12 protein-coding genes and 2 tRNA genes are annotated in these 12,581 nt (G+C 54.3%); 1 reads left to right on the top strand and 13 read right to left on the bottom strand.

Annotated features, from left to right (window positions below; translation table 11 throughout):
• Nucleotides 1-38: 38 nt before the first annotated feature.
• The gene (gene lexA, locus PJU76_RS05535; RefSeq protein ID WP_064219441.1) at nt 39-659 is read right to left on the bottom strand and encodes a transcriptional repressor LexA; all 621 of its coding nucleotides are present in this window, start codon (nt 657-659) and stop codon (nt 39-41) included.
• A 242-nt stretch (nt 660-901) separates the two neighbouring features.
• Between lexA and PJU76_RS05530 the strand changes: the two genes are divergently transcribed.
• Nucleotides 902-1,342 carry a DUF2147 domain-containing protein gene (locus PJU76_RS05530; protein WP_271780814.1) on the top strand — a complete coding sequence of 147 codons (441 nt, stop codon included), beginning with the start codon at nt 902-904 and terminating at the stop codon, nt 1,340-1,342.
• A 22-nt stretch (nt 1,343-1,364) separates the two neighbouring features.
• Here the strand turns inward: PJU76_RS05530 and PJU76_RS05525 are convergent, their stop codons facing one another.
• The 12 genes from PJU76_RS05525 to PJU76_RS05470 all read right to left on the bottom strand — a co-directional run bounded on the left by PJU76_RS05525 (nt 1,365) and on the right by PJU76_RS05470 (nt 12,498).
• Nucleotides 1,365-2,933, bottom strand: coding sequence for a SurA N-terminal domain-containing protein (locus tag PJU76_RS05525; protein ID WP_271780813.1), 1,569 nt, complete (start codon nt 2,931-2,933; stop codon nt 1,365-1,367).
• A 166-nt stretch (nt 2,934-3,099) separates the two neighbouring features.
• Nucleotides 3,100-3,176: transfer RNA gene (locus PJU76_RS05520), tRNA-Asp, on the bottom strand.
• A 10-nt stretch (nt 3,177-3,186) separates the two neighbouring features.
• Nucleotides 3,187-3,262: transfer RNA gene (locus PJU76_RS05515), tRNA-Val, on the bottom strand.
• A gap of 12 nt (nt 3,263-3,274) precedes the next feature.
• Entirely contained in the window at nt 3,275-3,547 is a 273-nt protein-coding gene (locus tag PJU76_RS05510; RefSeq protein ID WP_215850162.1) for an HU family DNA-binding protein, read from the bottom strand.
• A gap of 245 nt (nt 3,548-3,792) precedes the next feature.
• The gene (gene lon, locus PJU76_RS05505; protein ID WP_271780812.1) at nt 3,793-6,225 is read right to left on the bottom strand and encodes an endopeptidase La; all 2,433 of its coding nucleotides are present in this window, start codon (nt 6,223-6,225) and stop codon (nt 3,793-3,795) included.
• 87 nt (nt 6,226-6,312) lie between these two features.
• Nucleotides 6,313-7,584, bottom strand: a complete 1,272-nt coding sequence (clpX, locus tag PJU76_RS05500) for an ATP-dependent Clp protease ATP-binding subunit ClpX (protein ID WP_064220356.1) — start codon at nt 7,582-7,584, stop codon at nt 6,313-6,315.
• 18 nt (nt 7,585-7,602) lie between these two features.
• Nucleotides 7,603-8,247: an ATP-dependent Clp endopeptidase proteolytic subunit ClpP gene (gene clpP / locus PJU76_RS05495; protein WP_064220355.1), complete on the bottom strand. Its 645-nt coding sequence runs from the start codon at nt 8,245-8,247 to the stop codon at nt 7,603-7,605.
• A gap of 39 nt (nt 8,248-8,286) precedes the next feature.
• Nucleotides 8,287-9,573, bottom strand: a complete 1,287-nt coding sequence (gene tig, locus PJU76_RS05490; protein ID WP_271780811.1) for a trigger factor — start codon at nt 9,571-9,573, stop codon at nt 8,287-8,289.
• Nucleotides 9,574-9,646: 73 nt separating this feature from the next.
• The gene (gene pyrE, locus PJU76_RS05485) at nt 9,647-10,234 is read right to left on the bottom strand and encodes an orotate phosphoribosyltransferase (protein WP_271780810.1); all 588 of its coding nucleotides are present in this window, start codon (nt 10,232-10,234) and stop codon (nt 9,647-9,649) included.
• A 66-nt stretch (nt 10,235-10,300) separates the two neighbouring features.
• Nucleotides 10,301-11,026 (bottom strand): orotidine-5'-phosphate decarboxylase, encoded by a 726-nt coding sequence (gene pyrF, locus PJU76_RS05480; RefSeq protein ID WP_271780809.1) that lies wholly within the window; start codon nt 11,024-11,026, stop codon nt 10,301-10,303.
• Complete coding sequence (locus PJU76_RS05475) at nt 11,023-12,192, bottom strand: tetratricopeptide repeat protein (RefSeq protein WP_271780808.1); 1,170 nt, start codon at nt 12,190-12,192, stop codon at nt 11,023-11,025. The genes pyrF and PJU76_RS05475 overlap by 4 nt, the downstream gene beginning before the upstream one ends.
• Complete coding sequence (locus PJU76_RS05470) at nt 12,193-12,498, bottom strand: integration host factor subunit beta (RefSeq protein ID WP_064220351.1); 306 nt, start codon at nt 12,496-12,498, stop codon at nt 12,193-12,195.
• Between the last annotated feature and the right edge of the window lie 83 nt (nt 12,499-12,581).

Below are 12,581 nucleotides of genomic sequence, written 5' to 3'. Positions count from 1 at the left end.
ACCAGAGCATGCTTGCCGACCACCATGCGCAGATGAATTCATAGCTTACCTCCGATGCGCAAGAGTCCGACCACAATACCCTCGATCCTCAGGTTGTCACGCTGCAAATCTACCGAAATGGGCAAAAATTCGGGGTTTTCCGGCAACAGCCAGACCTGATCACCGTCCCGCTTCCAGCGTTTGACCGTCACCTCACCGTTGACCCGCGCGACCACCATCTGGCCATCCTGAAGCGTAAGTGCCGCCTCGTGACGAACGGCGAGAATATCGCCATCGAGAACACCCGCGTCACGCATACTCATCCCCTGCACCCGCAACAGATAATCAGCCCCTGGCGAAAAGAGCCGGGGATCGACGGGCAACGCCCCCTCGCGGAACTCTTCAGCCAGCATGGGTTGTCCGGCCGCCACCCGCCCGATCAATGGTAAGCCGATTTCCTCCTCCGCGCTCGCACAGAGGCGGATACCCCTGGCGGTACCACCCTGCAGCAAAATATATCCCTTGCGCGCCAGCACCCGCAGATGACTCTCGGCGGCATTGGGCGAACGGAAGGCAAAAGCGCGCATCAACTCAGCACGGGTGGGCGGCAGATTGTCTTCTGCCATGCGGGCACGAATCCAGGCGAGAATCTCGGCCTGCCGGAGGGTGAGTTCATCCATGCAGCATCTCCTGAGGACCGGCGAATACTAAACCGTATAACGGTTATATTTTTATACAGTTTCCCTACGTAATGCAAGTAGGGTGATTCAGGACCGCGCCCCCTCAGTTTTGTCTGCGGCTTGGCAGTTAAGCGCGTTCAATGGATAAGTTATATTTATCGATCCAATCCGTTTGCTTGACAGCCCCCACTTTGTTAAAATTTTGCAACAACCATGTACAACAAGGCTGAAAGATTGACAAAATGAAATCTCTTTTAACTGCTTACTACATCATCGGGCTATTTCTGGGGAGCACCAGCATCGCTTTCGCAAGTACGCACGGTCGGGGTATTGTTGGCCTGTGGCGAACCGCGGGTGGCAACGGTTATATCCGTATTTATGAGAAAAATGGTGCGCTATTCGGGCAAAGCGTCGGGCACTTGCAAGACACTGTGCAGCAGGCCCGCGCCAAGGGCCAGCCGCAAATTCTGGCCGACTTCGTACCAAAGCGTCCGGGGGAATGGTCACATGGTCGCATTTACGACCCAAACAGCAACACTTATTTTCATGGCACGCTGACGGCCTTAGATCCCCATGAACTTAAGGTATACGGCTATATCGGCTTTTCATGGCTCGGTGGTAACACTATCTGGACCCGGGTTTCGAGCAAGTTGAATCATCAACATGGAGATTCGCACTTATAGCAAATTTCCAGGCGGTCATTGATCAATGAGCGATTTGGGCCAACTGCGCGTCATTGATTTCCACTTTAGCATGCTCCCGCAAGTCCTTCAGATAAGCTATCGACAGCAAACGACTTCTTTGTTCCTCCAGAGACGTGCGAATTTGCGCCGCCACTTTGGGGTTTATCGCCGCTGCCGAGGGGGCAGTCACATGGGTGATCGCAAGAATCTGGTAGCCTGACGGCGTCTTCACCATATCCATAGAAGGGATTCCGTCCACTGGTGCGGGTGTTGTGAAAGCAGCCGCTAGCGCTGCATTATCCAGCCCCTGTCCATTACGCCGGGTTATATCGAGATAAGTGTGCAGCGGATGGGCACCGCCATCTGTCAGCACATTCATGTCTTTTGCTTGCCGCGCTGTCGCCAATAGCGCTTGCGCCTTGCTTTTAGAAAGTTTTTTCGCCTTCGCAGCGGTTAGCTTCGCAGTAATGCTTCTCACAACAGCGCTCAAGGGTTGCGTGCTACCCGGCGTATAATGGAGCAAATGCACAGCCAGTAAATCACCATTCGCCAATCTGAGCGCTGTGCTATTTTTACCGGCAAGCACAGCCTTACTGAAGGCAAGGTCGAGTGCTCTGGCGTCCGCAAAAGGCCCCTGAGCGAGCACCCTTCCAGCCGTGAGCATACCACTATCTTGAATCTTCAGATTATAGGCCTTGGCAACCGCAGCCAAACCGTCAGGGCTACTAAACAGGAGATCCTTAAAATTTTCCACTTGAGCCTGGAAGGCGTTTTCCGCCTGGCTATTAAAAGATACCGCACTCTGCTCGGCCGCCACCGCGGAAACATTGCTGGCGGGGTTCGTCGGCGACAATCGCTTGCCGACAAAATCTTTAGGCCCCAGCACGACATATTGTACTTGCAACTGCGCGGGTAACTGGAATTGATCGACGTTGGCATGATAGTAAGCGGCCACCTCGGCACTGGTTGGCTTGGCTGCCGCCGCGAAGTCAGCGTCCCGGATATCTACCGCACTAACATCGCGGTACTCCTGAGACCAGGCCCAAACCCTGGTTGCCTCAGCATTCGAGGCCGTAGCAATGGCCTGGGGGATAACTTGCAACTGCTCCATACGCATACTCTCGCGCAGCATGCCTTCAAACTGTGCTGGTGTCATTCCGTTAGCCGCCAGCAATTTCTGATAATGACTTTTAGAAAAGACACCCTTTTCTTGAAAGGCCGGAATGGATTCAATTTTTTTCGCCAACACGGTATCGGGCACCCGTAACCCCAGGCGCCGCGCCTCCGCGCCTAAAAGCATATTGTTGATCAAACCATTAAGCACATCCAACCCAAAGCTTTTATCCTCCACCATCTTCGCTGCGGTTGCTGCACCAAAAACATGATTATAACGTGCCTGAACATCCTTCATACGTTTCTGAAATACGGTATCGCTGATCTTCTGGCCGTCCACCGTCGCTACGGCCGATGAACTTGAGTTCCCCGAGAATAAATAACCGCTTACGCCCCAGAGCACGAAAGATAATGCGATTAAGATCATGAGTATTTTGGCTACCCAAGACTGACCGAAATTCCGAAATGTATCCATCATAAGCACATCTCCACAAAGCTATAGTACCAAGGTAAAGCGGCCTGTATTTAGCGCTCCACCATCAAGAAACTTCTCTAGAACCCATAAATGGCCACTCCAGTGTCGCACGTTAATACAAAAAACAGACACAAAAAAAGGCGCCCCACAAGGGTCGCCTTACTCGCATTGGCGGGGCGGACGGGGCTCGAACCCGCGACCTCCGGCGTGACAGGCCGGCATTCTAACCAACTGAACTACCACCCCAATAAAATTGTGGTGGGCGGTGAGGGGCTCGAACCCCCGACATTCGGCGTGTAAAGCCGACGCTCTACCAACTGAGCTAACCGCCCAAACCAGACGCGCTAGTTTACTGCATCACGCAGTGCTTTACCAGCCTTAAATTTAGGCGTGCGACTTGCGGCGATCATGATTTCTGCACCGGTGGCGGGATTACGACCTTTGCGTGCCTCACGGCTGGAAACAAGGAAGGAACCGAAACCGACCAGAGTCACCTGATTACCAGCCTTCAACGCCTCTGTAATTACCTTAACTGCCGCATCCAGCGTATGGCCAGCGGCAGCACGAGTCACGCCGGCTTCTTCTGCAATCTTCTCGATCAACTCCGACTTATTCATATTTCTTTCTCCTGTTATGGACTCGGTTACTAGGTATAACTGCGCATCAACTCTATCCAGAAAACGTTATAGCAGGGTAAAAAAAGACTTGTCAAGAAAGCACATAAAATGGCCAGAACCGCAGACCAGGACCGACCTTCGCCAATGAACCATCCTTGTCGAAAATGCACGACATAAATACCGCACTATTTTACGTCTCTCCCAAGTAACCAAACTTTTTGGGCAGCTTTCACGCCGCCGCATCCTTAATGTGCCATTGCCTTGTCCTCAGGAGACTCTTGAACAGCCACTACGCCAACCAACGGTTCCCCATTGTCAGGTGGCAACGGTGTCGGCGAAGACTCCAGCGCAATGGCTAAAACCTCGTCAATCCACCGAACAGGTTTAATAGTCAGCGCATCACGCACGTTTTTGGGGATTTCCTGCAAATCTTTTTCATTCTCTGCCGGAATCAGGACCGTGCTGATACCACCGCGATGCGCTGCCAGCAACTTTTCCTTTAATCCACCGATGGGCAACACCTCACCACGCAAGGTAATTTCTCCGGTCATAGCGACCGTGGCATGCACCGGGATATTAGTCAGCGCCGACACCAGGGCGGTGGCCATGCCAATACCGGCACTTGGCCCATCTTTAGGCGTGGCACCTTCCGGCACATGAATATGCACGTCACGGTTTTGGTAAAAGTCTGCAGGAATGCCCAGAGCCCGCGACCGGGCACGCACCACGCTCATGGCGGCCTGGATAGACTCCTGCATCACATCACCCAGTTTTCCGGTAATGAGCAGCTTGCCGCGACCAGGCACGACTACCGCCTCGATACTGAGTAACTCACCACCGACCTCTGTCCAAGCCAAACCAGTGACCTCACCAATACGGTTTTCCTTCTCCGCCTTGCCGAAGTCGAAACGACGCACCCCGAGATATTTCTCCAAATTGCGGTCCGAGACCTGTACCCGCGTACGTTTTTTGTCGAGCAGAAGTTCTTTCACCACCTTACGACAGATACGAGCGAGTTCCCGCTCCAGATTACGCACACCAGCTTCCCGGGTATAATAGCGAATGATATCCCGAATGACTGCCTGTGAAAGCAGCATCTCTCCATCTAGAAGCCCGGCTTTTTCTATCTGTTTTGGCAGGAGATACTTGGTGGCGATGTGAGTCTTTTCGTCTTCGGTATATCCGGAGATCCGGATCACCTCCATACGATCCATCAACGCTGCCGGGATATTGAGCGTGTTCGCCGTCGTGACGAACATCACCTCAGAAAGATTGAAATCCACTTCCAGGTAATGGTCGTTGAAGGTTGCATTCTGCTCGGGATCCAGCACTTCCAGAAGAGCGGACGCCGGATCACCCCGGAAATCCATCGCCATCTTATCCACTTCATCCAGCAGCATCAGCGGATTGCGCGTACCAACCTTGGCCAGGCTCTGGACAATCTTACCTGGCAGAGCACCAATATAGGTACGCCGATGCCCACGAATTTCCGCTTCGTCGCGCACGCCACCCAAGGACATCCGCACGAATTTACGCCCGGTCGCTGCCGCGATAGAGCGCCCCAAACTGGTCTTACCCACGCCGGGTGGGCCTACCAAGCACAAGATCGGACCGCGGCTATTGCCGACCCGTTCCTGTACGGCAAGATATTCGAGAATACGTTCCTTGACGTCTTCCAGGCCGTAATGATCGGCGTCGAGAATGGCCTTAGCGCGCTTAAGGTCCTTGGTGATTTTGCTGCGCTTGCGCCACGGCACCCCCACCAACCAGTCGATATAGTTACGTACCACCGTCGCCTCTGCGGACATAGGACTCATCATCCGCAGCTTTTTCAGCTCGGCATCGGCCTTGGCTCGCACATCTTTAGGCATTCCGGCCTTGTCGATTTTACGCGTCAGCTCATCCAGCTCGCCACCGCCCTCTTCCGACAGATCACCCAACTCTTTCTGAATAGCCTTCATCTGCTCATTCAGATAATACTCGCGCTGACTCTTCTCCATCTGCCGCTTGACGCGGCCGCGGATGCGCTTTTCCACCTGCAGCAGGTCAATTTCAGACTCCATCATACCCAGCAAATGCTCCAGCCGGGCACGAGTATCTGCCTTCTCCAGAATTTCTTGCTTTTCTTCGAGTTTGAGGCCGAGATGTGCCGCCACAGTGTCGGCCAGCCGTGCCGGATCATCCATGCTCGCCAAAGTAGACAAAATCTCCGGGGGGATTTTCTTATTCAGCTTGACGTAGGACTCAAACTGAGCGCTGACCGAACGCATAAGCGCTTCCAACTCACGATCGTTTGCCGCACCACTGGCAACGATCTGCACTTGAGCGCGCAAGAATTCTTCAGCCGGCAGGAAAGAAACAATTTTAGCCCGGTCCGTACCTTCGACCAGCACCTTAACCGTACCATCGGGAAGTTTGAGCAACTGTAGGATCGTAGCCAGCGTACCGATCCGATAAATGTTTTCCGGCTGAGGATCATCATCCGCGGCATTTTTTTGTGATACCAGCAGAATCTGTTTTTCGCCGGACATCGCCTCTTCCAGGGCGCGAATCGACTTCATCCGCCCCACAAAAAGAGGAATAACCATAAACGGAAATACCACAACATCGCGCAGAGGCAACACCGGTACCATCTGTGCTTCATCTTCCACGAGGAGACTTTTATCGATTTGGGTCACGGTCTACTCCAACAGTAGGTGATTACTACCAATAACGATGCAGATGGGGTCGTCAATAGCGCTTTTCAATGACAACCCTGCTCTACTTCAGGCCGGATGAGATATATCCACCTTGGCAGCATCATCGTAAACCAGAAGCGGCTTGGTGCCGCTTTCCACAACGGCGGCATCCACTACCACCTTCTTCACACCACTCATAGATGGTAACTCGTACATTGTATCCAACAGAATCTGTTCAAGAATGGAGCGCAAACCACGTGCCCCGGTCTTGCGGGTCAGTGCCTTTTTAGCAATAGCCCGGACAGCCTCAGTGCGGAACTCCAAGGTCACGCCTTCCAGGGCGAAGAGCTTCTGGTACTGCTTCACCAAAGCATTCTTCGGATCGGTGAGGATGGAAATCAGTGCTTCTTCATCCAGTTCCTCCAGCAGCGCCAGAATAGGTAAACGCCCGACAAACTCGGGAATCAACCCGTAGCGCACCAGATCTTCAGGCTCCAGATTCTGCATCAGTAATGCGGCGGTCGCTCCTTTATCGCGCAGCTTAAGTGGCGCATTGAAGCCCATACCCCCCTTCTCCAGACGCGCGGAAACCGATTTTTCCAGCCCGGCAAAGGCCCCACCACAGATGAAGAGGATATGCCGCGTATCCACTTGCAGGAACTCCTGCTGAGGGTGCTTGCGACCGCCTTGTGGCGGAACAGAGGCCACGGTCCCTTCAATCAGTTTGAGCAATGCCTGCTGCACACCTTCACCGGAAACATCGCGGGTGATGGAGGGATTCTCTGACTTGCGCGTGATTTTGTCGATCTCATCAATGTAGACGATGCCGGTCTGCGCCTTTTCTACATCGTAATCGCATTTCTGCAACAGCTTCTGGATGATGTTTTCGACATCCTCACCCACATAACCCGCTTCCGTGAGCGTCGTGGCATCGGCCATGGCAAAGGGCACGTTCAGGAGGCGCGCCAGGGTCTGCGCCAGCAGGGTCTTGCCCGAACCGGTGGGGCCAATGAGCAAAATATTGCTCTTGTCCAGCTCCACCTCATTGTCCTTGCCACCGTGTTCAAGACGCTTGTAATGATTGTAAACCGCCACGGACAAAACCTTTTTGGCGACGTCCTGACCAATGACGTAATCATCCAGCGTCTTGCGGATTTCCATGGGTTTGGGCAATTTGTCCTGACCCTCGCTGTGGTCATCCAGTATCTCGTCCTTGACGATGTCGTTGCACAACTCGATGCATTCATCACAGATGAATACCGAAGGACCGGCAATCAGCTTGCGGACTTCATGCTGGCTTTTGCCACAGAATGAACAATAGAGCGTCTTTTCACCGCTTCCCTCATGCTTCCCAGCCATAGCTGCTCTCCTGCCTGTTCAGGCGGTCTCGTTTTCGCCGCGATGGCTAATCACAGCGTCCACAAGATGGTAGATTTTGGCCTCTTCGGCCGACATGAAAAAGTCTCTGTCGAGATCCTGCTCAATACGTTCACGGCCCTGCCCGGTATGATGGACCAGAATATCATTGAGCCGTTCACGGATACGCAGAATCTCCTTGGTATGGATTTCGATATCGTGCGCCTGCCCTTGGAAACCACCAGAGGGCTGATGCAACATGATTCGCGCGTTAGGCAGCGCATAACGCTTGCCTTCGGCACCAGCGGCCAGCAATACCGCGCCCATACTCGCCGCCTGACCGATACAGACAGTGCTGACCTGCGGGCGAACAAACTGCATCGTGTCATAAATCGCCATGCCAGCAGTGACAGAACCACCTGGACTGTTGATATACAGCGCGATATCTTTGTCCGGATTTTCCGCTTCCAGAAAAAGCAGCTGTGCGACGACCAGGTTGGCCATCATATCTTCCACCTGCCCTACCATAAAGATCACCCGCTCTTTGAGCAGACGGGAGTAGATATCATAGGATCGCTCGCCGCGTCCGCTCTGCTCGACCACGATGGGCACATACCCCAGGCCCTGTACAGCGGGAGCCAACCGGTCTCCTGTCTGTTTCCACATAATCCATGCTCCTGTCTATTGTCCCGCGACGGACATCGGTTATTCTGTGCGTACTTCGGCTGCCGGCGCCCGACCGATAAGCTGGTTAAAGCTGACAGACTCGTCAGCCACTTTAACACGCTCCAGAAGCCATGCCACAACTTTGTCTTCCAGAATTATAGCCTCGGCCTGCTCCATCTGCTCGGGCTTACTGCGATACCAACTCATGAACTGCTCAGCATCCTCATATTGCTCAGACATCTCCCGAATAAGCTGGGTGATTTCGGTCGTGGATGCCCTCAGCTTTTCGCGCCGGACAATTTCCGACAAAATCAGGCCGAGTACTACACGCCGCTTAGCCAACGCGTCCAGATCATCGCCACCAGCCACCGCATTGGCGTCTTTTTGCAAACGCTCCAATTCCTGTTCGACCATTTGCTTGGGCAAATCGGGATGATTGCTCTCCACGATCAGTTCCAGAATCTGCGACTTCACCTGACTCCGGCTTATCCGTTGCGCTTCACGTTCCAGATTTTCCCGTACTTCCTGGCGTAATACGGCAACATCCTCGTCCTCGATACCTAGTGCCAAGGCAAAAGCCGCATCCACTTCGGGCAATTGAGGCGCCGCAACTTCCTTGACCTGAAGATGGAACTGTGCAGTCTGACCGGCGAATTCCGGAACATGATATTCTGCTGGAAACTGTACCGCGACGATCCGATCTTCTCCCGCGGACATGCCCAACAATCCCTGCTCAATGTCCCGCAGCAGGCGATCGGAGCCCAGCACCACGGAGTAGTCAGTCACATTGCCGTCCGCCATGAGGACACCATCAATGGTCCCCTGAAAATCCACGGTGACCCGGTCTTCGTTCTGGGCGGCACGCTCGGCAGGCACATAAAAACGCCGCTGCTGACGCATAATATCTATGGTGGCATCCACGTCCGCATCCGTCACTTCAGCCGTCTTGCGGATAACGGTGGCGTCCGGCACCTGCGGATCAAATTCTGGATACACCTCCACCACGGCCGTAAACACGAGGTCCTCACCGCGCCCGCCTTTCTCGACCTGTACTTCCGGTCTTCCAACCGGACGTAAGGACTCGTCGCGCACTGCCTGAGAATAGCGGTCATTGATAAGATGATCGAAGGTCTCCATGAGGGCATCCGAACCATAATGACGCTCGATGAGGGCCATGGGCGCCTTACCAGGCCGGAATCCGGGGAGACGCGCAGAACGCGCCTTATTACGCAGACGCTGGGATACCCCACTCTCCACCTCACTGGCTGGAATAGTCACACGGATGTGTCTTTCCAAAGGCGCGGCCTCTGGCGTCAAGATTTTCATGAACTGATCCTTCTTTTGCATTTTGTCTAAGCCTAAACGTTAATGATAAACACAAGCCACCTGCCCCTCAAGGTCAGCGCAGACCGCGGCTCCCCGGTTTAACGGGCATCCCGCCAGCGGCGCAGAGGGGACAATCAGCGGCTTCCCAGGTACGTACCGGGAGCCGTAATAGCGGAAAAAATGGCACCCCGGCAAAATCACTGAATCCTGGACTGCGGTCAATAATTGCCGATGCCGCCAACACTTGCCCACCTGCTGCGCTAATGGCCGCCAAACATTCCCGCGTCGAGCCACCCGTCGTCGTAATATCTTCAACCACCAACACGCCCTCACCTGGCGCCAGCGCAAAGCCCCGACGCAGCACCATCTGTCCGGCTTCCCGCTCGGTAAACAGGCTGCGGACCCCCAGCGCGCGGGCACATTCGTAGGACACCAGAACCGCTCCCATGGCCGGCCCTACGACACAGGAAATGCGCTGCCGCAGATCATCAGGAATACCCGCCACCATCGCCGCGCACAGTCGCGCCGCGTGCCCAGAATGTTGCAGCACCTTGGCCGACTGCAGATAGGTATCACTATGCAGTCCGGAGGATAGCTGGAAGTGTCCCTGGAGCAGCGCCCCGTCTTCTTTGTACAACGCCACCACTTCGTCTGCAGTCACAGTGATTTCTTCTCCATGATCGATGTTATGCGGGCACAGCCTTTACCACCTTTTTCATTCAGCATGTTAGTCTGATTTCCGCGGGTCGACGGGATCCCCTGCCAACTCACTCAATATCCGGCTAAGGGCCCGGGCCGGATCTTCGGCAGCGGTGATAGGTCTGCCCACCACGAGGAAGTCCGCCCCCGCCGCCACTGCCGCCGCAGGCGCCATAATACGTCTCTGGTCATCCCCCGCATCCTGTGCGGGACGAATCCCGGGAGTCACACGCAGAAGTTCAGGCACGGCCGCCCGTAGACGACTTGCTTCCAACGCGGAGCAGACGATGCCATCCAAGGCACATTCTGCCGCAAGTGTTGCCAAACGCTCAACTTGATCCTCCACCGAGCTATTGACGCCAACTTCACGTAAAGTGGCGTCGTTCATGCTCGTGAGCACCGTCACCGCAACCAAGAGAGTCCGCTGTGTCCCACCAGCGGCGGCGTTCACTGCTTCCCGTGCAGCGCGCAGCATGCTACTACCACCACTCGCATGTACGTTGAGCATCCACACGCCGAGACCCGCCGCCGTCCTGCAAGCCTTGGCGACGGTTTGCGGAATATCGTGAAATTTGAGGTCAAGAAATACGTCAAACCCTCGCTCCTGCAGACGCCCCACAATGGCGGGGCCGCAGGCGGTAAAGAGTTCCTTACCTACCTTGACCCGACATGCGGCAGGATCAAGCTGATCCACCAAAACCAAGGCGTCGCGTTCGTTCGCGTAATCCAGCGCGACAATGAGCGGTGAAATCACAAAGCATACCCTCCAGAAAAGGTTCCCCACTGACGGCAGCTAGGGCAGCGCCAATAGTACTGAGGACTTTGATAACCACAGGACTGGCAATAAAAAACTGCCGGCTCCACCGCCAGTCTTCTCACCGCTACTGCCATAACTGGGTACAACGCAGGCTCTGGCGCATCGGGATCCAATTCCAGCAAAACCTGCATCACTCGCATATCTGGCTGCCGCAACAGAACATGTCTTAAATATGCCGTCGCCGCAGGGGTTCCTTCAACCACCTGCAAGGCATGCGCCAGAAGCTTTACGGCCAGCGGCGAATTGCACATCTTCAACAGGCGCTCTCGCGTTACCTGCACATCCGTGTCCTTCGCAGCATATCGTAAAACGCTCAGAAAGGGTTGCAAAATAAGCAGAACCACAGACTCTACCGGGGAATCAAGGAGTTTTTCCCAAAGGCTTAGCGCAGCACCCCAGTCCTGCCGATCGAAGGCGATGCGTCCACCAATCACCAGGGCCCGCGGATTTTCTGGATCTTCCTTGCGGGCCAATTCCAAAAAAACCTTTGCCTGCTTTGCCTCTCCTGCGAGCAGCGATTGCTCGGCCAGTTCACCATAGAGCATGGCGATCACGGGACGCTGGCCACGCGCCCCTGCTTTAGATAAGCGCTGACGAACCGCGATAGACTGCGTCCATTCACTGCCCAGTTCGTACAGTTCGGCAAGTGTGGCAAGGCCCTCTAGATGATCAGGTTGACGATCCAGTAACTCTTTAAGGATGGATTCCGCTCGATCAAGGATCCCCGCCTTGAGGTAATCCTGGGCGATCTCGAAAAGCACGCTTTGCCGCAAATCGGGCGCCAGTGCTGGCTGCTCAAGAAGGTGCTGATGTACCCGCAAGGCACGTTCCAGTTCTCCGCGCCGCCGAAAGAGGCGCCCCAGGGCGAGCAAAATATCAACACTCTCCGGGTGTTGCCGTAACGCATCCAAAAAAACTTCTACCGCTTCATCATTGCGCTCACTGAGAAGATGGTTGAGTCCCTGAATATAAATTTCGGGAATCGTGTCAGGGGCACCCAACGCAGATTTTCTGTAAGAGGTAATCCGACCAACCCATACACCCAGAGCAATCGCCACAAGCAAAACGAGGGCGACAAGCATATCCACGCCAGAGGCCGTCAATTAGACCTTGCCACCCACGACCACTTCAGGATAATCAACCTGCTCACGAAGTTCCTTACCCGGTTTGAAATGCGGAACCCGTTTTTCGGGCACCAGCACAGGCTCTCCCGTTTTCGGATTACGCCCCTGCTTGGTAGGACGCACATGCATGGAAAAACTTCCAAAACCACGAATTTCAATGCGCTCACCCTCAGCCAACGCATCACTCAGATAATCGAGCATCTGGCGGGTAGCCATTTCAATATCACGCACACTCAGATGCGGATATTGTGCACTGATGTTTTTGATCAATTCTGATTTAGTCATAGTTTATTAGCTTCTTAACAAAGAAATGGTGAACTGACAGGGTATTGCAAAATTAAACAAGCAAGCGGCAGGTTGACGCTCCA

It is taken from the genome of Acidithiobacillus ferriphilus (assembly GCF_028215975.1).
GTDB lineage: Bacteria > Pseudomonadota > Gammaproteobacteria > Acidithiobacillales > Acidithiobacillaceae > Acidithiobacillus > Acidithiobacillus ferriphilus.
This window is presented reverse-complemented; position numbering and strand designations above follow the sequence as displayed.